General features: G+C 73.5%; 22 protein-coding genes and 1 pseudogene. 6 read left to right on the top strand and 17 right to left on the bottom strand.

From position 1 onward, the window contains the following. Nucleotides 1-15 precede the first annotated feature (15 nt). Nucleotides 16-924 (bottom strand): oxygenase MpaB family protein, encoded by a 909-nt coding sequence (locus tag OG276_RS34230; RefSeq protein ID WP_266911412.1) that lies wholly within the window; start codon nucleotides 922-924, stop codon nucleotides 16-18. 226 nt (nucleotides 925-1150) lie between these two features. Between OG276_RS34230 and OG276_RS34225 the strand changes: the two genes are divergently transcribed. Together OG276_RS34225 and OG276_RS34220 are read left to right on the top strand one after the other, a co-directional pair. Next, entirely contained in the window at nucleotides 1151-1900 is a 750-nt protein-coding gene (locus tag OG276_RS34225; protein ID WP_266911410.1) for an SDR family oxidoreductase, read from the top strand. Nucleotides 1901-2000: 100 nt separating this feature from the next. Then, entirely contained in the window at nucleotides 2001-2180 is a 180-nt protein-coding gene (locus OG276_RS34220; protein WP_266911408.1) for a hypothetical protein, read from the top strand. Between the two features lie 13 nt (nucleotides 2181-2193). Here the strand turns inward: OG276_RS34220 and OG276_RS34215 are convergent, their stop codons facing one another. From OG276_RS34215 to OG276_RS34180, 8 genes and pseudogenes are all read right to left on the bottom strand, one after another. Continuing rightward, the gene (locus OG276_RS34215) at nucleotides 2194-3420 is read right to left on the bottom strand and encodes a cytochrome P450 (protein WP_266911406.1); all 1227 of its coding nucleotides are present in this window, start codon (nucleotides 3418-3420) and stop codon (nucleotides 2194-2196) included. 305 nt (nucleotides 3421-3725) lie between these two features. After that, complete coding sequence (locus OG276_RS34210; RefSeq protein ID WP_266911405.1) at nucleotides 3726-4916, bottom strand: acyl-CoA dehydrogenase family protein; 1191 nt, start codon at nucleotides 4914-4916, stop codon at nucleotides 3726-3728. Nucleotides 4917-5046: 130 nt separating this feature from the next. Further along, nucleotides 5047-6108 (bottom strand): zinc-binding dehydrogenase, encoded by a 1062-nt coding sequence (locus tag OG276_RS34205; protein ID WP_266911403.1) that lies wholly within the window; start codon nucleotides 6106-6108, stop codon nucleotides 5047-5049. Further along, on the bottom strand, nucleotides 6105-6557 hold the full coding sequence (locus OG276_RS34200) for a hypothetical protein (RefSeq protein ID WP_266911401.1): 453 nt from the start codon (nucleotides 6555-6557) through the stop codon (nucleotides 6105-6107). The genes OG276_RS34205 and OG276_RS34200 overlap by 4 nt, the downstream gene beginning before the upstream one ends. Nucleotides 6558-6742: 185 nt before the next feature. After that, nucleotides 6743-7285: pseudogene (locus OG276_RS40985) on the bottom strand (LLM class flavin-dependent oxidoreductase); the annotation flags it as partial. Nucleotides 7286-7434: 149 nt separating this feature from the next. Further along, nucleotides 7435-7956: a hypothetical protein gene (locus OG276_RS34190; protein ID WP_266911397.1), complete on the bottom strand. Its 522-nt coding sequence runs from the start codon at nucleotides 7954-7956 to the stop codon at nucleotides 7435-7437. 27 nt (nucleotides 7957-7983) lie between these two features. After that, nucleotides 7984-8820: a class II fructose-bisphosphate aldolase gene (locus OG276_RS34185; protein ID WP_266911395.1), complete on the bottom strand. Its 837-nt coding sequence runs from the start codon at nucleotides 8818-8820 to the stop codon at nucleotides 7984-7986. Further along, on the bottom strand, nucleotides 8817-9719 hold the full coding sequence (locus tag OG276_RS34180; protein ID WP_266911393.1) for an SIS domain-containing protein: 903 nt from the start codon (nucleotides 9717-9719) through the stop codon (nucleotides 8817-8819). The genes OG276_RS34185 and OG276_RS34180 overlap by 4 nt, the downstream gene beginning before the upstream one ends. A 206-nt stretch (nucleotides 9720-9925) precedes the next feature. Here OG276_RS34180 and OG276_RS34175 point away from each other — a divergent pair, with 206 nt between their 5' ends. Together OG276_RS34175 and OG276_RS34170 are read left to right on the top strand one after the other, a co-directional pair. Continuing rightward, complete coding sequence (locus tag OG276_RS34175) at nucleotides 9926-10705, top strand: DeoR/GlpR family DNA-binding transcription regulator (protein WP_266911391.1); 780 nt, start codon at nucleotides 9926-9928, stop codon at nucleotides 10703-10705. 66 nt (nucleotides 10706-10771) lie between these two features. Then, entirely contained in the window at nucleotides 10772-11554 is a 783-nt protein-coding gene (locus tag OG276_RS34170) for an MBL fold metallo-hydrolase (RefSeq protein WP_266911389.1), read from the top strand. Between the two features lie 14 nt (nucleotides 11555-11568). On the opposite strand, the gene OG276_RS34165 is transcribed toward OG276_RS34170, so the two are convergent. From OG276_RS34165 to tdh, 3 genes are all read right to left on the bottom strand, one after another. Continuing rightward, nucleotides 11569-12483, bottom strand: coding sequence for a LysR family transcriptional regulator (locus OG276_RS34165; protein ID WP_266911387.1), 915 nt, complete (start codon nucleotides 12481-12483; stop codon nucleotides 11569-11571). A 380-nt stretch (nucleotides 12484-12863) separates the two neighbouring features. Beyond that, nucleotides 12864-14066, bottom strand: a complete 1203-nt coding sequence (locus OG276_RS34160; RefSeq protein ID WP_266911385.1) for a glycine C-acetyltransferase — start codon at nucleotides 14064-14066, stop codon at nucleotides 12864-12866. Between the two features lie 194 nt (nucleotides 14067-14260). Next, on the bottom strand, nucleotides 14261-15292 hold the full coding sequence (gene tdh / locus OG276_RS34155; protein WP_266911383.1) for an L-threonine 3-dehydrogenase: 1032 nt from the start codon (nucleotides 15290-15292) through the stop codon (nucleotides 14261-14263). A gap of 206 nt (nucleotides 15293-15498) precedes the next feature. Here tdh and OG276_RS34150 point away from each other — a divergent pair, with 206 nt between their 5' ends. Continuing rightward, nucleotides 15499-16410 carry an alpha/beta hydrolase fold domain-containing protein gene (locus OG276_RS34150; protein ID WP_266911381.1) on the top strand — a complete coding sequence of 304 codons (912 nt, stop codon included), beginning with the start codon at nucleotides 15499-15501 and terminating at the stop codon, nucleotides 16408-16410. A 103-nt stretch (nucleotides 16411-16513) separates the two neighbouring features. Here OG276_RS34150 and OG276_RS34145 read toward each other — a convergent pair whose 3' ends face one another. Beyond that, a complete protein-coding gene (locus tag OG276_RS34145; RefSeq protein WP_266911379.1) occupies nucleotides 16514-17230 on the bottom strand; it encodes a class I SAM-dependent methyltransferase in 717 nt (238 codons plus the stop codon). Between the two features lie 253 nt (nucleotides 17231-17483). Between OG276_RS34145 and OG276_RS34140 the strand changes: the two genes are divergently transcribed. After that, nucleotides 17484-17981, top strand: a complete 498-nt coding sequence (locus tag OG276_RS34140) for a hypothetical protein (protein WP_323182388.1) — start codon at nucleotides 17484-17486, stop codon at nucleotides 17979-17981. 26 nt (nucleotides 17982-18007) lie between these two features. On the opposite strand, the gene OG276_RS34135 is transcribed toward OG276_RS34140, so the two are convergent. The 4 genes from OG276_RS34135 to OG276_RS34120 all read right to left on the bottom strand — a co-directional run bounded on the left by OG276_RS34135 (nucleotide 18008) and on the right by OG276_RS34120 (nucleotide 21404). Beyond that, nucleotides 18008-18343 carry a FeoC-like transcriptional regulator gene (locus OG276_RS34135; RefSeq protein WP_266911375.1) on the bottom strand — a complete coding sequence of 112 codons (336 nt, stop codon included), beginning with the start codon at nucleotides 18341-18343 and terminating at the stop codon, nucleotides 18008-18010. Continuing rightward, entirely contained in the window at nucleotides 18340-20493 is a 2154-nt protein-coding gene (gene feoB / locus OG276_RS34130; protein WP_266911373.1) for a ferrous iron transport protein B, read from the bottom strand. The genes OG276_RS34135 and feoB overlap by 4 nt, the downstream gene beginning before the upstream one ends. After that, entirely contained in the window at nucleotides 20490-20717 is a 228-nt protein-coding gene (locus tag OG276_RS34125; protein ID WP_250739058.1) for a FeoA family protein, read from the bottom strand. Before OG276_RS34125 ends, feoB begins: the two co-directional genes overlap by 4 nt. Before the next feature lie 276 nt (nucleotides 20718-20993). Next, nucleotides 20994-21404, bottom strand: coding sequence for a methylglyoxal synthase (locus OG276_RS34120; protein ID WP_266911370.1), 411 nt, complete (start codon nucleotides 21402-21404; stop codon nucleotides 20994-20996). Nucleotides 21405-21421 lie beyond the last annotated feature (17 nt).

Below are 21421 nucleotides of genomic sequence, written 5' to 3'. Positions count from 1 at the left end.
CCCCCGTGTGTCGTGCTACGCCCTCCCCGGCCGGTCCAGTATGGCCGCTGATGTACGCAGTGTGTACGGCGCGGGGCGGCTCCCGGGGCCCATGCGGCGCATCGCTTTCAAGATGTGACCTGGAGGCAGCTGCCAGCGCAGACCTGCGGGAATGCTGCGCAGCAGGCTACCGGTGAGACGCAGGCGGCGGGTGACGCTGCGCGGGGCCGGTGCGGGGCGGCCGTACAGCTGGTGCGCCCAGCCGGGGAGCGATCCGTAGGCGAGGCCGGCGAGCGGGCGCCACACCAGATTTCGGCCAGGGACGAGGAGGGGGTGGATGGGCGGGGCACACAGGAAGGCGTCGACGGCGCGGGCGTCGGGTCCGGCGGCGAGTACGGGGCGGATCCGCTCGAAGTAGGAGGCCAGGGCCGCGGTGTCCCCCGGTACCCCGGACGGGTCGAGGCCGACGAGCCGGGCGTTGACGCGGTTTTCGGCCACGTACCGGTCCGCCTGCGCGGAGGTGAGCGGGACGCCGGAGCGGCGCAGGACGTGCAGGAAGCTGTCGATCTGCGCGCAGTGGATCCAGAGCAGCAGCTCGGGCTCGTCCACCCGGAACCGTGCGCCGGTGGCCGGATCGGTCGCCGACAGCATGGTGTGGATCTTGCGGACGCGTGCGCCGGCCCGCTCCGCGGCCTCGGTGGTGCCGTAGGTGACGGTGCCGACGAAGTCGGCGGTGCGCAGCAGGCGTCCCCAGGCGTCGCCCCCGCCGTTCTCCCCGCTGAAGGCGGAGCTGTTCTCCATGACCCCGCGGACCGCGCGCGGGTGGAGGGCCTGGAGGTAGAGCGCGCGGACCCCGGCGATCCACATGACCGGGTCGCCGTGGCACTGCCAGGTCACGGAGCCCGGGCCGTAGAGCCCCGGATCGGGGACCGCGTCGATGTCCATGTCCGGCTCCTCCCCCGTCGCTCGCCCCGGTACACCGCTCGGGGGCGTACGGGCCTTGCGGAGCCTGCGGGCTCCCGTGGACTCGGGCGGCCTCCCGTGGGCCCTTGCCGGCTCCGGGCGCTCCTGCGGCATTCCACCGAACGGCCGCGCGCACGCCCCCGCGCGCCACTAGGCTTTCCGGCCGGCGGACCGCACCCGCCTCCCCTCACCACGCGGAGGCACGGTCATGCGTACGGGACATGCGGGAAGGCTCGAAGGGCAGGTCGCGGTCGTCACGGGCGGTTCGTCGGGCATCGGCCTGGCGACGGCCCGGCGCTTCGTGGAGGAGGGCGCCCGGGTGTTCGTCACCGGCAGGCGGCCGGAGGAACTCGCCGCCGCGGTCCGCGAGCTGGGCCCGGACGCGGTGGCCGTCCGCGGTGACGCGTCCCTCGTCGCGGACCTGGACCGGCTCTACGCGGCGGTCGCGGCCGCGGGCTGCGAGGCGATCGACGTGCTGGTCGCGAACGCGGGCGGCGGCCCGGCCGGCGGCTTCGCCGAGGTCACCGAGGAGCAGTTCGACGCCACCTCGGACCTCAACTTCCGGGGCGCCTTCTTCACCGTCCAACGGGCCCTGCCGCTGCTGCGCGACGGCGCCTCGGTCATTCTGCTGGGCTCGGCCGCCGGCTCCTCGGCGTCCACCCGGTACGGGGTGTACGCCGCCACGAAGGCGGCCGTACGGTCCCTCGCGCGCAGCCTGGCACTGGAGCTCGCGGGGCGCTCCATCCGGGTCAACACCCTGAGCCCGGGCCCGATCGACACCCCGGCCCTGGCCGGCGCCCCGGCGCACGTACGCGAGCGGGCGACCGCCGGAGTCCCGCTCGGCCGGGCCGGACGCCCCGAGGAGGTGGCCGCGGCGGCCCTGTTCCTGGCCTCCCGGGAGAGCAGCTTCATCACCGGGATCGAACTCTTCGTGGACGGCGGAGCCGGCCAGGTCTGAGCCGGCCTCCGCCGTCGATGTGCGGGAGCCGGGACGGGCACCGAGCATGCGTCCGCGGCCACCGCGGAGGACACACCCGACGAGGACGAAGGTCGTCGGGGTGATGCTGGTGGCGGCCGCACACGGCGGCATGCTCACCTGGCTGTCCGGCCCGGCCAAGGGCCTGGTCCTGCTGCTCCTGGGCGTCGTGGCGCCGGTGTGCTTCCCGAGGTTCCGCAAGCCGAGCTGGGTCCACCCCGACCACCGGCAGGACGGCCCGGTGCGGGACGACCGCCGGTAGGACGGGCGACGGTTCAGCCGGCGGCCGGAGTGAACTCCACGAGCAGCGACTTCGGCCCGCGGGTGAAGACCCCCTCGGCCGCCGGGTCGTACCCCTGGGCCGGGCGGAGGCCGGGCATGGCGTCGAGGAGCTGGTTGGTGGCGATCTCCACCTCGGCCCTGGCCAGCAGCGCACCGACGCAGAAATGCCGTCCGAGCGCGAACGCCAGGTGGTCCGCGGCCGCGGAGAAGGCGTTGGTCGCCGTCAGGTCGTCGCGGAACAGGTCGAAGCTGTCCGGGTCCTTGTAGCGCTCGGGGTCGCGGTTGGCGGCGCCGATCAGGCAGGTGACGGTGGCCCCGGCCGGGATGGTGCCGCCGCTCATGGTGACGTCGACGGCGGTCTGCCGCATGATCATGTGGACCGGCGGGGTGTAGCGCAGGGTCTCCGCGAAGGCACGGTCGATGAGTCCCCGGTCGCGCTGTACGGCGGCGAGCTGGTCGGGGTTGGCCAGCAGGTTCGCGAAGAGGCCCGCGACGGCCTTGTCCGTGGTCTCGGCGCCGGCCGTCAGCAGCAGGCTGCAGAACGCCTTGATGTCCTCGTCGCTCATGCTCACGCCGTCGACCTCGGCGGTGCAGAGCGCGGACAGCAGGTCGTCTCCGAGGTGTTCCCGCCGGTTCCTGATGACCGGCAGCATGTACGCGGCGAACTCGGCCTGGGCCCGCGCGCCCTCCGCCGCCCGCTCCGGGTCACCGGACAGGTTGGCGGTGAACGCCACGAAGGCCCGGTACCAGCCGCCGAGGGCCCGCTGGCCGGACCGGTCCAGTCCGAACATGTCGGCGATGACCGAGATGGGGAAGTGGGAGGCGAATCCGCTCACGAGGTCGACGGACCCGGTGTCGCGGAACGCGTCGATCAGCTCACGGGCGTTGCGCTCGATGACCGGAACGACCTTGTCCCGCAGCTCGTTGCCGCGGAAGGCCGGGGCGACCAGGGCGCGTCGCGTGGCGTGTTCGCGGCCGCTCATCTGGATCAGGGTCTTGCCGTGCACGGGCTCGGCCTGCCACGCGTAGTTGTCCGTGGTGAAGAGCCCCTCCTTGTCCTTGAAGGCCCGCGCGACGTCCTCGTAGCGCGAGATGATCCAACTCTGCGTCCCCTCGTGCCAGTTCAGGGGTGCGCTCTCGCGCATGGCCCGGTAGGCCGGGTAGGGGTTCTCGGCGAACTCCCGCGAGAGGATGTCCGGGACTTCGTGCGCGGCGGTCATGGAGTTCCCCCATCGGCTCGGCCTGGCGGCTGTCCTGAGGTGCCACGGTCACCGTCGGTGCGGGACCGGTCGTGCTGCCACAACGCTCTGTGCGCACGCCTTCCAGGAAACAGCAAGTCACCCGACGACGCCAGGTCGTTGGAGCCCATGGGAGGTGCGGCAGTGAGGAACGGCCACGTGGTCAGGCCGAATGGATCGGGCAGCCGCTGGCGCACTCCCCCCGGAGTGACAGAACCTGCGGGTGATGGCGCCCTGATGGGGCATCGGGGGGGGGAGGAACCGCGGCAACCCGCCCATGACACCGGTCAGCGGCGCACCCTCGGCATGCCGAGGCCGATCCACGAGATGATCTCGCGCTGGATCTCGTTGTTGCCGCCGCCGAAGGTGAAGATGACCGCGCTGCGGTAGCCGCGTTCCAGTTCGCCGTGCAGGACCGCGCCCGCGGAGCCGTCCTTCAGGGAGCCGGCCGCGCCGACCACTTCCATCAGCCAGGCGTACGCGTCCCTGCGCGCCTCGGAGCCGTAGACCTTGACGGCGGAGGCGTCCTGCGGGGTGAGGTTGCCGTCCTGGACGGCGTTGACCATCTGCCAGTTCAGCAGCTTCATCGCGTCGAGGCGGGCGTGGGTGCGGGCCAGGCGGCCGCGGACCCACGAGAGGTCGATGACGCGGCGGCCGTCGGCGAGCTTGGTCTCGGCGGCCCAGCGCTGGACGTCGTGCAGGGCGCGGATGGCCATGGTGCCGTGGGCGGCAAGGGTGACGCGCTCGTGGTTGAGCTGGTTGGTGATCAGCCGCCAGCCCTTGTTCTCCTGGCCGACGCGGCGGCTCGCGGGCACCCGGATGTTCTCGTAGTAGCTCGCGGTGGTGTCGTGCGAGGCCAGGGTGTTGATGAGGGTGCAGGAGTATCCGGGGTCGGAGGTCGGCACGAGGAGCATGGTGATGCCCTTGTGCGCGGGGGCGTCCGGGTCGGTGCGGACGGCGAGCCAGACCCAGTCGGCGGTGTCGCCGTTGGTGGTCCAGATCTTCTGCCCGTCGACGACGTAGGTGCCGGTCTCCTCGTCGCCCTCGCGGACGGCCTTGCACTTGAGGGCGGCGAGGTCGGTGCCGGCGTCGGGCTCGCTGTAGCCGATGGCGAAGTCGATCTCGCCCGCGAGGATCTTGGGCAGGAAGTACGCCTTCTGCTCGTCGGTGCCGAACTGCATGATGGTCGGCCCGACGGTGTTGAGGGCCATCAGCGGCAGCGGTACGACGGCCTGCGCGGCCTCGTCGAAGAAGATGAACTGGTCCATGGGCGACATCCCGCGCCCGCCGTACTCCTTGGGCCAGCCGACGCCGAGCCAGCCGTCGGCGCCGAGCCGGCGGATGGTCTCCCGGTAGAAGCGCTTCTGCTCGGCAGGGTCCTCGTACCGCGCGTAGACGTCGTCCGGGATCAGTTCGGCGAAGTAGGCGCGCAGCTCGGTGCGCAACCGCTGCTGCTCAGGCGTGTATTCGAGGTGCACGGCCCCTCCGGGTCTCTCGTGGCTCAAGGTCTCGTGGCGCAAGGTCGCGCGGCCGTCCGCCGCCGCCGCGGGGCAGACTAGAACCTGTTCCAAGAATCCGGAAGGGTCAGCGGCCTGCCGGTGGGCGCGATCAGCGGGCGATCACCCCGGTTCCGTCCTGCCCGGGCCGGATCAGGACCTTGATGTGCTCCTCCGGCCGCCGCAGGGAGGCGAAGGCCGCGTCGAGCCCGCCGAAGCCCGCTTCTCCCGTGACCAGGGACGCGGGATCGATGCGGCCGTCGGCGAGGCGGGCGAGGGTGGCGCCGAACTCCTCGGGCGGGTAGGTCAGGCACATGCGGATCGTGACGTCCTTGTACATGCCGACCACCGGGCGGATCACGTCCTCGGTCATCACCCCGCCGATCTGCAGGATCTCGGTGCCGCGCGGAACCGCGTGCAGGAGCTGGTTCAACATGCCGGGTACGCCGACGCAGTTCACGACCACGGTGGGCCGCGGGCGGGCTCCGGCGAGTTCCGCGCAGACGCGTACGGGGTCCCGCTCGGCCGGGTCCACCACCGCGTGTGCGCCGAGCCGCAGGGCGGCCGCCCGCCGCAGCGCCGACGGATCGGAGGCCACCACGGGTCCGGCGCCCCGCTCCAGCAGCGCGGCGACGGCTCCGAGGCCGACCGGGCCGCAGCCGACGACCACGGCCGGGGTGTCCTTTCCCGCCGCGCTGCGGGCGATGTTGCCGAAACCGACGGCCAGCGGCTCGGTGAGGGCGGCGAGCGCCAGGTCCAGGGACGGCGGGACGGGCAGCAGGGCGCGGGCCTGTACGACGATCCGTTCGCCGAATCCGCCGGGGAAGGCATTGCTGTAGCCCACGGTCCGCACGACCCCGCCCGGGTCGACCGCCCAGGGCAGGCCGACGACCCCGGTGCCCGGTTCGGGGCCGGTCGCGCCGGGCCCGTAGGACAGGACCCGGCCGGAGAACTCGTGGCCCATCACCAGGGGCCGGTCCGGGTCGAAGAGGAAGCTGGTGGTGCCGCTGTCCCGGGAGGCCCGCAGGAAGTCCTCGGTGTGCGCCACCGCGCTCAGGTCGGAGCCGCAGATCCCGCAGGCGGCGCTCTCCACGAGCGCCTGCCCGGGGCCGGGCACCGGATCCGGGTGCTCCCGTACCCGGAACACCCCGTCTTCGAGCACCGCGGCCCTCAACGGACCTCCCCCTTGCGGGCGATGGCTTCCATCGTGGACCGGCGCAGGGCGCCGGTGAACCGTTCGCTGTTGCGCCCGGCCCACTCCAGGCTGGCGCGGCGGGCCTCGGTGTGGCCGGTGAGCCGGGGGACGACCCGCTCGGCGAAGAGCTCCAGGCTGCGCAGGGCGGCCGCGGGTTCGGCGAGGTCCAGCCGGAGGATCAGGAAGGTACCGAACCCGCCCGTCTTCTCGGCGAGTTGCTCGATGCGCCGGACGGCGTCCTCGGGGGCTCCGATGACGGCCCGACCGAAGGTGGGCAGCCCTTCGGTGGTCCACCGCTCGACCGCGCCGGCCGGGGTGGCGCAGCCGTCGAGGCGGGTCCCGCCGAGCTTCTCGATGTAGTCCACGATGCCGGGCGTGCCGTACTCGGCTTCGCGCAGGGCCTGTTCGCGGGTCTCGGCCAGGTGCACCGGGGTGACCAGCCGCCAGGTGGAACGGTCGGCGGCGCGGCCGGCTTCGCCGCAGGCCCGCTCGTGGGCGGCCCAGTTGGCGTCGAGCAGCGCGTACCCGGTGGGGTCGGCGGCGGCGAGCGAGAGATCCCCACCCCGTGGCGTCCCGCGAGCACCGCCCCGGTCGGCGACACGGCGGAGGCGACGGCCACGTCCAGTTCCCGGCCCCGGTAGGGCCCGAGCTGGAGCCGGGCCTCCTCCAGGGCGAACCAGTCGGTGGCGGCGGTGACCGTTTCCCCGCGCAGCAGCCGCACGATGGCGTCGAGCGAGTCGGCCGTCATCGCGCGGGAGTGGAGCGGGTCGACGCCCATCATGAAGGCGTCGGAAGGCAGTTGGCCCGGTCCGACGCCGAGCATGGCGCGGCCCCGGGACTGCTGGTCGAGCTGGCAGATCCGGTCGGCGAGGATCAACGGCTGGTGGTAGGGGAGGGAGTTGACCCCGGTGCCGAGCATGATCCGGCCGGTGCGTTCGGCGGCCGCGGCCAGGAACACCTCGGGCGAGGCGATGATCTCGTAGCCGGCGGAGTGGTGTTCGCCGGCCCACAGTTCCTCGTAGCCGAGCCGGTCGAGGTCGGCGGCCAGGTCGAGGTCCCGGCGCAGCTGGAGCGCGGGGTCACCGTCGGGCCGGTGGTAAGGGGCGAGGAACACCCCGAATCGGTGCGGGAGATACGGCTGCGGCTGCTGCGGCATGTGCGGTGGCCTTCCCTCGGCGGCGCCTGCTCTGCTCCGGGATCCGACGAAACACCGACCGGGCCGCGGCTTCAATGCCGCCGCGTCCGTCCTCCCACTGAGTGGGAGGACTTCCGCGGGCCGCCGCTCAGTCGCCGCTCAGCCGCCGCTCAGCTGTAGAGGAAGACGTAGTCGAAGTAGACGAGGTCGCGGATGGCGTCGAAGCGGAAGGTGCCCGACGGGATCACGCTCAGGCCCTCCTCCAGAGCGACCTTGTCGTACGTCACGCTCTGCTTCCAGGCCGCACTGGAGGGGATGTACGGCTTCAGCGCGGCGGGCGGCCCGGCCAGCGGCCCGACCTCGAAGTGGTGGGCGGGATCGCGCATGATGCGGTTCGCCGTACCCGGCTTGAGGTGGGCGACCCCGACGAGCCGCATCCGGGAATCCGCCCTCGGGACCGTGCGGTCGTTGTTGGACTCGTCGATGCCGTAGCCCAGCCAGTGCGCGTCGGTCACGTCGCCCAGCGCGGTCCAGAAGCGCCGGTTGAGCGGGGCCACATCGGTGCGGACCTTCTCCGCCTTCTCCTCCTCGGGCCACATCGCGTAGCCGAGCCCCGCCGCACCGAGCAGCAGCGGGGCCCCCAGTCCGAGAAGGAGCCGCCGTCTGCTGCTGAGGCCCTGCTGTGCGCTCATCGAAAATCCCCCCGGTACCCGTTCCCGTCAGTTCAGGGCGCTGATCATAGCGGCGGCCGTCGCCGTCATCGCCTCCCGTGCGGCGGTCAAGTACGGACGGGGATCCGCGGGGGTCAGATGGGTGCGGATGGCCTCGGTCATCGCCACGTTGAGCGCGGTGCCGATGTTGACCTTCCGGATGCCGCCGGCGACGGCCGCGGCGAGTTCCGCGTCCGGCAGACCGGAGGAGCCGTGCAGCACCAGCGGCACGTCGACCGTCTTGGCGAGGCGGCCGAGCAGCACGTGGTCCAGGGCCGCGGTCCGGCTGGTCATGGCGTGGCTGCTGCCGATGGCGACGGCCAGCGCGTCCACCCCGGAGTCGGCGACGAACCGCCGTGCCTCGTCCGGGTCGGTACGGGCGCCGGGTGCGTGCGGGTCCAGCGGCGCGGCCCCGTTCTTCCCGCCGACCTCGCCCAGTTCGGCTTCGATCCAGAGCCCGTTGACGTGGGCCCAGTCGGCGGCGGAGCGGGTGGCCTCCAGGTTCTCGGCGTAGGAGAGGTGCGCGGCGTCGTACATGACCGAGCTGAATCCGGCGTCCACGGCCTGCCGCAGCAGTTCGGAGCTCTTGACGTGGTCCAGGTGCAGCCCGACCGGGACCCCGGCGGCCTCGGCGACGGCCACGGCCGCGCGGCTGATCGGCAGCAGTGCTCCGCCGCGGAACTTGACGGCGTTCTCGCTGAGCTGGAGGACCACGGGCAGTCCGGCCGATTCCGCGCCCGCGACGACCGCTTCGGCGTGCTCCAGCGTGATGATGTTGAAGGCTGCGACGGCGCGGCCCTGGGCGGCGGCCTCCAGGACGAGCCTGCCGGCGGGAACCAGGCTCATCGGACGGCCTCCTCGCCCGTGGTGAGGATGACGGACCGGGTCAGGTTGCGCGGCGCGTCCGGGTCCAGCCCCTGGTGGGCGGCGACGGCGATGGCCAGGCGGTGTACGCGGACCAGCTCGGCGAGCGGGTCGAGGCGCCCGGCCACCCACTGGGCTCCGGTCCCGCGGACCTGTTCGGCGAGCCCTTCGGGCGCGTCGCCGAGCGACCAGGTGGCGGTGCCGGGCGCCGAGACGCTGATGGGGCCGTGCCGGTACTCCATGGCCGGGTAGGACTCGGCCCAGGCCAGGGCGGCTTCGCGCATCTTCAGCGCGGCCTCGTTGGCGAGTCCGACGCTCCAGCCGCGGCCGAGGAAGGTGAACTGGCCCCGGGTCTCCAGCTCCGCGGGAAGCGGGTCGGCGAGGGCCGCGCGCGCGTCGGCGACGACGGAGGGGCTGTGCAGGCCGACGTGGGCGCGCAGCAGGGTGAGGGCGGTGGTGGCGAAGCGGGTCTGGACGACGGACTGCTCGTCGGCGAAGTCGAGTACGACGAGCGCGTCGGCGAGGGTGATGACGGGGGTGGCGGGGTCCCCGATGACCGCGGTGGTGGGTACCCCGGCGTCCCGCAGTCCGGCCAGCAGGTCGAGGACCTCGGTGGTGGTCCCGGACCGGGTGAGCGCGACGACCCGGTCGTAGCGCCGGTGGCGGGGGAACTCCGAGGCGGGGAAGGCGTCGGTTTCGCCCTGCCCGGCCTCCTCGCGCAACACGGCGGCGGCCTGGGCCATGTAGTACGAGGTCCCGCATCCGACGATCGCGGTACGCTCCCCCGGCCGCGGCAGCACCGCCCGGTGTTCCGGGGCCAGTTCGGCGGCCCGCTCCCAGCATGCGGGCTGCGTGCCCAACTCGTACGCGACATGGCTCATGGCGGCTCCCTAGCGCGGTGCGTGCTCCCTGAATGCGTGTTCCTGCAAGATAGTGGGCTCTTTCACGCAACTTCAAGCATCTCCGGGATGATCTGCTGCGTTAATCTCGACGTGTAGGCCAAGAGTGAGCGCCGAAGCGAACGGCGGAGCGACGGCCGAGGACACGATCGAAGAAGCGATCGAGGACGAGACCGAGAGGGCGGCCGATGACCCGCAAGGAACGCTGGCAGACACTGCTGGACCTGCTGGTGGAGCGGGGCGAGCTGGAAGTGGAGCCCGCCGCCGAGGCCCTCGGCGTGTCCGCCGCCACGATCCGGCGCGACCTCGACCAGCTCGCCGAGCAGCAGCTACTGGTCCGCACGCGCGGTGGAGCGGTCGTGCACGGGGTCTCGTACGAACTCCCCCTGCGCTACCGCACCTCGCGCCGGGCCGCCGAGAAGAGCCGCATCAGCGAAACCGTCGCGGCGCTGATCGTCCCGGGCGAGGTGATCGGCCTGACCGGTGGCACCACGACCACCGAGGTGGCGCGTGCGCTGGCCGCCCGCCCCGACCTCGCCACCGGCTCCCCGGCCCTCACCGTGGTCACCAACGCGCTGAACATCGCGGGTGAGCTGGTCATCAGACCGCAGTTCAAGATCGTGCTCACCGGTGGCGTGGCCCGGCCCCAGTCGTACGAGCTCACGGGCCCCCTCGCCATGCAGGTGCTCGGGCAGCTCTCCGTGGACACCGCCGTCGTCGGCGTGGACGCCTTCGACCCGGCCGACGGGGCCGCCACCCGGCACGAGGACGAGGCCGCCATGAACCGGCTGCTCTGCGAGCGCGCCCGCCGCGTGGTGATCGCGGCCGACTCCAGCAAGCTGGGCGTCCGCGCCTTCGCCCGGATCGTCGCGACCGACGCCGTCGACGTGCTGGTGACGGACACCGGCTTGTCCCCCTCGGTGGCCGAGGCTTTCGAGGCGGCGGGCGTGGAAGTCATCCGCGCCTGAGCGCACAGCCGGGGGGGCGGTCGGCCCGGCCCGGGGCCGCGGCGCACGGCGTCCTAGACTCCCCGGATGGCAGACGATCTTCTCCGGCTCACCGTCCTGGGCAGCGCGACGCCCTACCCCCGGGCCGACAACCCCTGCTCCGGCTACCTGCTCGAAGGCGGCGGAGCCCGGGTCTGGGTCGACGCGGGCAGCGGAACCCTGGGACCGCTGCAACGCCACGTCGGGCTCGGCGAGCTCGACGCGATATGGATCTCGCACCTGCACGCCGACCACACGGCCGATCTGCTGACCGCGTACTACGGCCTGCTGTACGCCGACGTACGGCGCCCCGCGCCGCTCCCCCTCTACGGGCCGCCCGGCATCGCCGACCGGCTGGCGGGGTTCCTCACCAACGGCCCGGACCGCAGCCCGGTCGAGGCCGCCTTCGAGGTCCACGAGCTGTACGACGGCCACCGCGCGCGGGCCGGATCGCTCGGCCTCACCAGCCGGGCGGTGTCCCACGGCATGCCCGCCTTCGCGCTGCGCGCCGAGTCGGGAGGCCGGTCCCTCGTGTACTCCGGGGACACGGCGCCCTGTTCGGCCCTGACCCGGCTCGCCGAGGACTGCGCGCTCCTGCTCTGCGAGGCCGACAGTCCGGCGCACCCGGCGGACGGGGAGCCGGTGCACCACACCCCCGAGGACGCCGGCGACACCGCCCGTGCGGCCCGCGCCGGACGGCTGGTCCTCACGCACGTCGGCCGGGACCTCGACCCGGCCGAGGCCGTCTCCCGCGCCGCCGCCCGTTACTCGGGGCCCGTGGACCACGCCGCGCCCGGCGCCGTCTTCACGGTCGGGCAGGCCCGCGGTTAGGGCGGGCTCCCGGGTCAGTGTTCCGGGAGCCGGTCCGCCTCACGGGTCAGGGCCGCCAGGACCGGGGCGATCAGCGGGTGCGCCTCGGCGCCGCGCCGGGTGGCGGCGAAGACGCGGCGGGTGGGCGCCGGACCGGACACCGGGCGGACCTGGACCTCCTTGAGGTCCATGCCGCGCAGCGCGGAACGCGGCACGAGGGCCACTCCGGCGCCGGCGCCGACCAGGGCCACCACGGCCCGGAAGTCGTCGGAGGAGTGCACCAACCGGGGCTGGAAGCCGGCCAGTTCGCAGGCCAGGAGCATCACGTCGTGGCAGGGGTTTCCGGGGTACTGGCCCACCCAGTCCGCAGCGGAGAGGTCGGCCAGGGACACCTCGGGCAGGTCCCCGAGCGGGTGCCCGGCCGGGAGGACCGCGTCGAAGGGCTCGGCGTAGAGCGGGAGCACGGACAGCCGGCCGTCGTCGGCGCCCGGGGCTCCCCGGTACTCGACGGCGAGCGCCAGGTCCGCCTCCCCGTCGAGCAGGAGCAGCAGGCTCTGGTCGCCCTCCGCGTCGCGTACGCGCAGCCGGATCCCGGGGTGGTCGGCGGCGAGCCGGGTGATGGCGGGGGCCAGTACCTCGGCGATGCCGGTGGCGAAGGCGGCCACGGTGACCTCGCCCGCCGAGCCGCCGGCGTAGGCGGCGAGTTCCGCTTCCGCCCGCTCCAGCTGTGCGAGCACTTCGTGGGCGTGCCCGAGCAGGATCTGCCCGGCCGCGGTGAGCCGGACGCCCCGGCCGCTGCGGGTCAGCAGGGCGTGCCCGGTCTCCTGCTCCAGCGCCGCGAGCTGCTGGGAGACGGCGGAGGGGGTGAGGTAGAGCGCTGCGGCCGCGGCGGTCACCGTACGGTGGTCCGCGACGGCCCGCAGGATGCGCAGCCTCCGGGGGTCGATCACAGTGCCATTCTCGCAGCCCGCGGAGCCCTGCCGGGCCGACCGATCGGCCGGGGCCCGGGCCGGTACCTCCGTCGGAGTGCCCCGCCCCCACCCGGGTATCCGGGCCGGCCCAGGCCGGGCGGAGGTCCGGCCGGTCCCGGCTGATATCGGGGGCGGGGAGCCTGTCCCCTACCCGCCCTTCCGCCGTTCCCCGGGGCTCCGCCCCGGAACCCACGCCTCAAACGCCGGCGGGGCTGGATTTTCCGGGCTGCCGACGATCACGTGCCCGCCGGCGTCGGCCACATCCAGCCCCTCCGGCGTTTGAGGAGCGGGGGTCCGGGGGGGCTGGCCCCCGGCAACGGCGCCGCGCGCTGCGAACGGGGGTCAGCCAGGACTCGGGGCTAGGCCGCTGCCAGGGCGGCCCGGGCGTCGACGAACGCCGCGATCGCCCGCTCCACGTCGGCCGTCGAGTGCGCGGCGGAGAGCTGGACGCGGATCCGCGCGGCGCCCATCGGCACCACCGGGTAGGAGAAGCCGATCACGTAGACCCCTCGCTCCAGCAGGAGTTCCGCCATCTTGGCCGCCTCCGCCGCATCGCCGATCATCACGGGGGCGATGGCGTGGTCACCGGGCAGGATCTCGAAGCCGGCCTCGGTCATCTTCGTACGGAAGAGCGCGGTGTTGGCGGCGAGCCGCTCGCGCAGGTCGTCGGCCGACTCCAGCAGGTCGAGGACCTTGAGGGAGGCCGCCGCGATGACCGGGGCGAGGGAGTTGGAGAAGAGGTACGGGCGCGAGCGCTGGCGCAGCAGCTCGACGATCTCGGCGCGCGCCGCGACGTAGCCGCCGGAGGCGCCGCCCAGTGCCTTGCCGAGGGTGCCGGTGATGATGTCCACGCGGTCCATGACCCCGTGCAGTTCGGGGGTGCCGCGGCCGCCGGGGCCGACGAAGCCGACGGCGTGCGAGTCGTCGACCATGACCATGGCGTCGTAGCGCTCCGCGAGGTCGCAGATCTCGGCGAGCGGGGCCACGTAGCCGTCCATGGAGAACACGCCGTCGGTGACGATCAGCTTGCGGCGGGCACCGCCCTCGGTGGCCTCCTTGAGCCTGGTCTCCAGCTCCGCCATGTCGCGGTTGGCGTAGCGGAAGCGGCGGGCCTTGGAGAGGCGGATGCCGTCGATGATCGAGGCGTGGTTGAGGGCGTCGGAGATCACCGCGTCCTCGGCGCCGAGGATGGTCTCGAAGACTCCGCCGTTGGCGTCGAAGCAGGAGGAGTAGAGGATCGTGTCCTCCTGGCCGAGGAACGCGGACAGCCGCGCCTCCAGCTCCTTGTGCACCTCCTGCGTACCGCAGATGAAGCGCACGGAGGCCATGCCGTAACCCCAGCGGTCCAGGGCCTCCTTCGCCGCGATGACCACCTCGGGGTGGTCGGCGAGACCGAGGTAGTTGTTGGCGCAGAAGTTGAGGACCTCACCCGGGGCGCCGCCCGAGGTCACCGCGACGGCGGCGTTCTGCGGGGTACCGATGACGCGCTCGGGCTTGTGCAGACCCGCGGCGCGGATCTCGTCGAGGGTCGTACGGAGGTCCGCGCGGACGGTCTCGAACATGTGCGGTGCTCTCTTTCTCCTGGTGCGGCGGAGGGAGGGGGGCCGGGCCCCGCGGAGGGGGGAGGGTGCTGCGGGGCCCGGCCGGAGGGAAATGGTCTGTGGGGGCTGGACGCCCGGGCGGCTGCGCCCGGCTGGTTGCGCCCCGGCTTACTGCGCCCCGGCTTACTGCGCCCGGGCTTACTGCGCCCGGATCGTTACGCCTGGGTCCAGTCCAGGATGATCTTGCCGCTGCGGGCGGTCGCCGCCTCGTCGAACGCGGCCTCGAAGTCCCCGTAGGCGTACCGGCCGGTGATGACGGGGCTGAGGTCGAGCCCGCCCTCCAGCAGCACGGTCATCGCGTACCAGGTCTCGAACATCTCGCGGCCGTAGATGCCCTTGATCGTGATCATCGAGGTCACGACCTTGGCCCAGTCGACCGCGAACTCCTGCGCCGGCAGGCCCAGCATGGCGATCCGGCCGCCGTGCGTCATGTTGTCGATCATGTCGCGCATGGCCTCGCCGCGCCCGGACATCTCCAGGCCGATGTCGAAGCCCTCGCGCAGGCCGAGCTGGGCCTGCGCGTCGGCGATGGTCGCCTTCGAGACGTCGAGCGCGAGGGTGGCGCCGGCCTTGCGGGCGATCTCCAGACGCTCCGGGCTGACGTCCGTGATCACCACGTTGCGGGCTCCCGCGTGCTTGGCCACGGCCGCCGCCATGATCCCGATCGGGCCCGCGCCGGTGATCAGCACGTCCTCGCCGACGAGCGGGAAGGAGAGCGCGGTGTGCACGGCGTTGCCGAAGGGGTCGAAGATCGCAGCGACGTCGAGGTCCACCTTCGTCCGGTGCACCCACACGTTCTGCGCGGGCAGCACGACGTACTCGGCGAAGGCGCCGTCGCGTCCGACCCCGAGCCCGATCGTGCTGCGGCACAGGTGGCGGCGCCCGGCCAGGCAGTTGCGGCACGTCCCGCACACCAGGTGACCCTCGCCGCTGACCAGCGCGCCGATCTCGATGCCGGTGACGCCCGCGCCGAGCGCCGCCACCTCGCCGACGAACTCGTGGCCGAGCACGAGGGGGGTCTTGACGGCGCCCTGCGCCCAGCCGTCCCAGGAGCGGATGTGCAGGTCCGTCCCGCAGATGCCGGTGCGCAGCACCTTGATCAGGACCTCGCCGGGGCCGTACTCGGGCTCGGGGACGTCCATCAGCCACAGCCCGGGCTCGGCCTTGTGCTTGACGAGTGCCTTCATGGGGGTGGCTCCAGGCATGCGGAAGGAAGCGCTACGGGGCGTGCGGGCCGGGCAGCGTGCGGACGAGACCAATCTGCCGACCTGCGGGTGATCAGTCCATCGAGGATTTCTTAAGCGGGTCCACAGCCCAGCTTCACGCCTATGCTCCTGGGGTGAAGGGCAGGGGCCGGGGAGTGGGCCGGGCCGGGAATGGGGAGGTGAGGGGCGTGCCGAGTCTGCGCAGCAGGGCGCTTTCGGTCGCGCTGATCGCGGCGGGACGGCGAAGACGGTTCGGGAGCGCCGAGGCGGTCCGTACCCGGGTGGCGGAATCGATGCGGCGCCCGGCGTCGCACCTCCCCCCGCGTTCGCTCGGCCGCGTGGCCGAGGTCTCGCGGACCTTCGTCGGGGCCTGGCCGGTGTACGAGGTCTCGCCGCTCGGCGTGGAACCGGCCGCCAGGGTGCTGTACGTGCACGGCGGCGGGTACATCAACGAACTGGTCCGGGCGCACTGGTCGCTGATCCGGACCCTGGTCACGCAGGCGCAGGCCCGGGTGGTCGTACCGGCGTACATACTGGCCCCGCGCGGGACCGCCGACCGGACCGTCCCGGTCGCCGCCGACCTGCTCAGCGGCCTGATCGCGAGCGGGGGCGCGGGCGGCACGGTGCTCCTCGGGGATTCTGCGGGGGCCGGGCTCGCACTGGCCGCGGCGCAGCGCTTGCGCGACCGCAACGGGGCGCAGCCGTCCCGGATCGTGCTGATCTCGCCCTGGCTGGACGTGTCGATGAGCCATCCCGACCAGGCGGCCATCGAGGCGGGCGATCCGATGCTGGCCCGCCCCGGCCTGCGGGAGGCCGGGCGGCTGTACGCGGGGAACCTGGCGGCCGACGATCCCCGGGTGAGCCCGTTGCACGGGTCGTTCACGGGACTGGCCCCGCTGACGGTGTTCACGGGCACGCGGGACGTCCTGACGACCGACAGCCGCGAACTGCTGACCAGGGCGCGGGCGGCCGGCGCCGAGGTGGAGTTCATCGAGGAGCCGGGACTGCCGCACGACTACCCGCTGATGCCGCTCCCGGAGGGCAGGGCGGCCCGCGACCGGATCGTGGAGCTGGTCCGCGCGGCGGCGGCGGAGTCCTGAGCCGCCACCGCCTGCCGGGCGGCGCCGCGCCGCGGGTCGCGGCGGCGTCCCGGGCCGCTCGGGCACCTCAGACTCCGCAGGCACCTCAGACCCCGTACGCCCCTCAGGCCACGCAGTTCATCAGGGAGCCGACGGGCGCCGTGCGGTAGCGGGCCCAGTAGGTCTCGTCCCGGGTCTCGCACGCGGGCGGGGTCCGGGTCGGCTGCCAGGCCACCGTGGCGAAGCCGGCGTCGGCGGCGGCCTCCGCGAAGTCGGCGTGGGCCCATTCGCGGCATTCGAACGGGACCGGCGGGTCGGTCTCCAGCCGGGCCCGCAGCAGCGGGGCGTCCCCGCCGGGAGCTCGCTCGACGACGCTGATCCCGTACGGCTCCCAGTCCGCGTAGGGGAAGGCCCCCGGGTTCGGCACGATGGCGAGGAGCCGCCCGCCGGGGCGCAGGTTGGCTCGGACGGCGCGGAACATCGCGTGCAGCGCCGCCCGGTCGTGGGCCTGGTTGAACAGGTACACGGCGGTGGCCAGGTCGAACGGCCCCAGGGCCGGCATTCCGGCCGCCGCGTCCGCGACGACGTACTCGACGCGGTGCGCGAGGTCCGCGCCGGTCTCCCGGGCCCGGCGGATCCGCTCGGGGCAGCTGTCGACGCCCACCGTCCTGCGGGCCCCGCCGCTCGCCAGCAGCCGGGTGGTGCTGCCGTGCCCGCAGGCCATGTCGAGGGTGTCGAGGCCCCGGACGCCGCCGAGGGCGTCCAGGGCCGTGCTCAGGGTGAAGGCATCGGCGACCGAGAAGGCCGGCGGGGGCGTTGACGTGTCGTACTGCTGTCGCATGTCCGCAAGCCTGCCCGCCTCCGGGCCGCGGCCGTCGGTCCCCGCCCCGTACCTCCCCCGGACGGGGGAGGCGTTCGGATCAGTCGTACGAAGTACGGAGCTGCGCCCTTGGGCCGTGGGGCATGCGCAGACGCCCGGCTCGTGCGGCATCCGCCCCCGCCTCAGGTCTGCCCTCGGCCTGTGCGCGCTCCTCCGCGGGGCGGATACGGTCCGCCGTCAGGGAGGAAGCGCGGCCGTCCCGTCCAGGGCCAGCATGGGCCGCATGCCGACAGCGACCGCTCCTCTCCCCGCCCCCGCGCCCGTCTGGGCCCGCCGGGCCGCCCACGCCATCGCTCTGTGCGCCGTCCCCTCCGGCCTGTGGCGCATCGCCATGGCATCCGGCGTCTACGTGGGCTACAGCGACCAGGTGCTGCGCGAGGTCTACGGCATCCCGGGCTGGGGCATCGCCTACGTCGTCGGACTGTCCGTCCTCGCCGAACTGGCCGCCCTGTCACCGCTCCTGCTGGTCGGTGACCGGTGGCGGCCGCTGCGCCCCGGGGTCCTCGCCGCGCTGTCCTGGACCGCCTCGGGGGTCCTGGTCCTGGGGACGCTGTGGCAACTCGTGGTCCTCTTCACGGTCGAAAGCCATACGTACCTGGCGAGCGGTACGGCACGGACCGTCTGGGGCCTCGTCTTCGCCCCGCTGTTGGCCATACCGCTCCTGATGACCGCGGTGACCTGGTCCTACGCGAAGCGGCACCGGGCACGGTGACAGGCCCGCGGGGCCCCGGCCGGGCACTACGTGTGCGGGGCCTCAGGCCGCGAGGGGCGCACGGGGGTCAGTGCGACCAGTACCGGCCGGGTGGAAGCGGCCGGCGCGTCGCCGCCGGGGCACGCCGTGCAGCCGCGGGTGGCGGCCAGGCAGCCCCCGCAGTCGCGGCCGCCGATCTCCTCGCGGCGCAGCCGGCCCTTGCGGACCCAGTACGCGGCGAGGTCGGCCGCCTCGGCCCGGTCGATGCCCAGCCGGTCGGCGATCTGCGGGAGCCCCTCACCGGGAGCCGCCTCCTCGAAGGCGCGCAGCAGGCGGCGCAGCATGCCGGGGCCGGAGCCCGTGGGTCCGCCGGTGCCGCTCACCACACCAGCCTCGCGATCTGGAAGACGCCGACGGCGAGCAGCCAGGCCGCCGCCAGTTGGATGCCGAAGCCGATGACGGTCAGCCGGGTGCCGATCTCGGCCCGCTGCGCGGCCAGGGTGGCGAAGCAGGGGGTGTAGGCGAGGACGAAGACCAGGAAGGCGAGCGCGGCCGCCTCCTGGTGGCCGCCGGAGGATTCCTCGAAGGTGGCGTGCAGGCTCGCGGGGAGCTTGGGGTCGCCGTCCTCCTCGGCCGAGTAGGTCTGGGCGAGGGTGGAGATCACGCCCTCCTTGGCGATCAGGCCGGTGCCGAGCGCGGCCGTGGCGTGCCAGTCGCCGAAGCCGGCGGGGGCCACGAGGGGGGCCGTGGCGCGCGTGACCGTACCGAACACGCTCTGCTCGACGTCGACCTTGCCGAAGCCTCCGTGGCCGGCCGCGGCCGGGATCGCCATGAGGAGCCAGACGGCGGCCGCGGTCGCGACGATGATGCCGCCGGCGGTGCGCAGGAACGCGGCGAGCTTCTGCCAGACCTGGGCGCCGGTGACCCGCAGGGTGGGCAGCCGGTACGGGGGCAGCTCCAGGACGAGCGGTTCCTCCTTCATGTCGCGGAACAGCAGGGGCCGCAGGATCAGGCCCATGCCGACGACCAGCAGCACGGAGGCGACGTAGAGGAAGAAGACGACGGTGCCGGAGTTCGAGCCGAAGAAGACGCCCGCGATCATCACGTAGACGGCCAGGCGGGCGGTGCAGCTCATGTACGGGATGAGCAGGCCGACGAGCAGCCGGTGCGAGCGGCGGCTCAGGATCCGGGTGCCGGCGAGGGCGGGGACGTTGCAGCCGAAGCCGACGACGAGCGGCAGGAAGGCGCGGCCGGGCAGCCTCAGCGTGCGCATCAGGCGGTCGGCGACGAACGCGGCGCGGGCGAAGTAGCCGGAGTCCTCCAGCAGGGCCAGCAGCAGGAACATGATGATCATCAGCGGGACGAAGGTGAGCAGCTGGCCCACCCCGTTGATCAGGCCGTCGACCAGCAGTCCGGTCAGCCAGCCGGGCGCGCGGACGGCTTCCAGGAGCCGGTCGGCGCCGCCGCTGACGGGTCCGGAGACGAAGTCGCCGAGGCCGTCCTGGAGGGGTTTGGCCAGGACGGTGGTGGCCTGGAAGACCCCCCACATGACGGCGAGGAAGAACGGGATGCCGAAACCGCGGGAGAGCAGCAGCCGGTCCACGCGGTCGGTGAGGGTGGGCCGGGCCCCGGCCGGGCGGGGCGCGGCGCGTTGGATGACGGCGTGGGCCCAGGCGTAGCGGGCCTCGGCGACGAGGAGTTCGGCGTCGGTATCGGTGTCAGTGTCGGCCTCGGTATCTGCCTCGATGCCGTCCTCCCCCGCGGCCGCCGCGGCGAGGCGGTTCGCCGCCGCCCCGGCCCGCCCGGCCAGCGCCGCCGGGACCTCGGGCGGCTCCTCCCCGCAGAGCAGGCTGACGGCCAGCCAGCGCGGGGGGTGCGGGGTCAGCCCGGAGGCCTGGGCGGTCAGCCCGGCCAGTTCGGCCGCCACGGGCGAGCCGGCCGCCCAGGCGGACGTCCGCCCGCGGGGAGGCGGTACGGCGTCCAGGGCCTCGCCCACCGCTTCGGCGAGCAGGTCCAGCCCGGTCCCCGAGCGTCCTTCCACCCGTACGACGGGCAGCGCGAGCTCGCGGGCCAGCGCGTCCGGGGCGGGAGGCGCCCCGCGCCGGGCAGCGACGTCGGTCATGGTGAGCGCGATGACGACGGGGATGTCGGTGTCGAGGATCTGCGAGAGCAGGTACAGGTTGCGGGCGGGGTTGGCCGCGTCGAGGGCGAAGACCACCGCGTCGGGCCGCTCCCCCGCCGGCGCGGTCAGCACGTCGCGCACCAGCGCCTCGTCCGGGGAGTCGGGCAGCAGGCTGTAGGAGCCGGGCAGGTCGGCGACGCGCAGGGGGCGGCCGCCCGCGGTGCGCCAGTCGCCCTGGGCCACGGAGACGGTCTTGCCCGGCCAGTTGCCGACGCGCTGGTGGGCGCCGGTGAGGGCGTTGAAGAGGGTCGACTTGCCGACATTGGGATTGCCGACGAGGGCGACGAACGGCGTTCCGGTCCGCCGCTCCGCCGTGGCGGTCGCACCGGCCCCGGTGGCGTGACAGCTCATCCGGCGCACCTCAGCCGGCCGGCGGTTCGGGTGTCCAGCGCGACCCGGGTGTCCCCGAGCCCCACGAGCAGCCCTCCGGTGGCGCCCCGGGCGATGACGGTGACGTCCGCGCCGGGCACGAAGCCGAACTCCAGGAGCCGTCTGCGGCTCCCGCCGGCCTGACCGGGGTCGATCCCCGTGATGCGTACGGTCGTCCCTGGACGGCTGTCGTTGAGCGACGGCACCGGACCTCCTCGTTCGACTCCACTTAGGTAAACCTAAGCAGTTCGAGGAGGGTCGGGGGTCGGGGCAAAGTCCCTGATCGACAGGGACTTTCAGCCCACCGGTCCCGCCCCGGCGTCAGCCGATCGGACGACGCCGGGCCGTCTCGCCGGGGCCGGAATCCGCTGTGGGGAGACCGGCCCGCCCGACGCTACGAGAGCAAAGGGAGCCCGAGCCGCACACGCCGGCCGACACCGCGGGTCCCGGGCGTCGGGGCCCCGCTGCCCGGGCGCTGCCGATCAGCGGGAACGGGCGCCCGCCGCGAGCGGGCGGACGGACCGGCCTTCGAAGGAGAATCCGTCCTCGGACATGGCCTCCGCGCTCGCCGGATTCAGGGCCACGGGGATATTGCGGAGCACGGCAATTCGCACGAGGGCGAGTACATCGTGAACGTGCGGAGCGGCCCACAGCGGGTCCCAGAAGAATACGAGCGACGTGACATCGCCCGAAATCACCATCGAGCCGATCTGCTGGTCCCCTCCGTGCGGACCGGACTCAACCGACCTGATCCGCAAGCCGAGTTCCGATCTCAGCAATCGTGCGGTGGAGCTGGTTCCCACCAGTCCGTGCCGGGTCACGGCACGGTGATTGCGCCGCACCCAATTCAATAGGTCTTTCTTCCTCTGGTCATGTGCCACGAGAGCGATCATCAACCGACGCTAACCCG

This window comes from Streptomyces sp. NBC_00086 (assembly GCF_026343255.1).
In the GTDB taxonomy this organism is placed as follows: Bacteria; Actinomycetota; Actinomycetes; order Streptomycetales; family Streptomycetaceae; genus Streptomyces.
This window is presented reverse-complemented; position numbering and strand designations above follow the sequence as displayed.

Bases quoted from the DNA above. Each gene is read 5' to 3' on its own strand.
- tdh (WP_266911383.1), bottom strand. From the start codon at position 15,292: ATGAAGGCACTCGTCAAGCACAAGGCCGAGCCCGGGCTGTGGCTGATG.
- OG276_RS34215 (WP_266911406.1), bottom strand. From the start codon at position 3,420: ATGACCGCCGCGCACGAAGTCCCGGACATCCTCTCGCGGGAGTTCGCC.
- OG276_RS34120 (WP_266911370.1), bottom strand. From the start codon at position 21,404: ATGATCGCTCTCGTGGCACATGACCAGAGGAAGAAAGACCTATTGAAT.
- OG276_RS34225 (WP_266911410.1), top strand. From the start codon at position 1,151: ATGCGTACGGGACATGCGGGAAGGCTCGAAGGGCAGGTCGCGGTCGTC.
- OG276_RS34145 (WP_266911379.1), bottom strand. From the start codon at position 17,230: ATGCGACAGCAGTACGACACGTCAACGCCCCCGCCGGCCTTCTCGGTC.
- OG276_RS34230 (WP_266911412.1), bottom strand. From the start codon at position 924: ATGGACATCGACGCGGTCCCCGATCCGGGGCTCTACGGCCCGGGCTCC.
- OG276_RS34190 (WP_266911397.1), bottom strand. From the start codon at position 7,956: ATGAGCGCACAGCAGGGCCTCAGCAGCAGACGGCGGCTCCTTCTCGGA.
- OG276_RS34140 (WP_323182388.1), top strand. From the start codon at position 17,484: ATGGGCCGCATGCCGACAGCGACCGCTCCTCTCCCCGCCCCCGCGCCC.
- OG276_RS34180 (WP_266911393.1), bottom strand. From the start codon at position 9,719: ATGAGCCATGTCGCGTACGAGTTGGGCACGCAGCCCGCATGCTGGGAG.
- OG276_RS34175 (WP_266911391.1), top strand. From the start codon at position 9,926: ATGACCCGCAAGGAACGCTGGCAGACACTGCTGGACCTGCTGGTGGAG.
- OG276_RS34160 (WP_266911385.1), bottom strand. From the start codon at position 14,066: ATGTTCGAGACCGTCCGCGCGGACCTCCGTACGACCCTCGACGAGATC.
- OG276_RS34185 (WP_266911395.1), bottom strand. From the start codon at position 8,820: ATGAGCCTGGTTCCCGCCGGCAGGCTCGTCCTGGAGGCCGCCGCCCAG.
- OG276_RS34170 (WP_266911389.1), top strand. From the start codon at position 10,772: ATGGCAGACGATCTTCTCCGGCTCACCGTCCTGGGCAGCGCGACGCCC.
- feoB (WP_266911373.1), bottom strand. From the start codon at position 20,493: ATGAGCTGTCACGCCACCGGGGCCGGTGCGACCGCCACGGCGGAGCGG.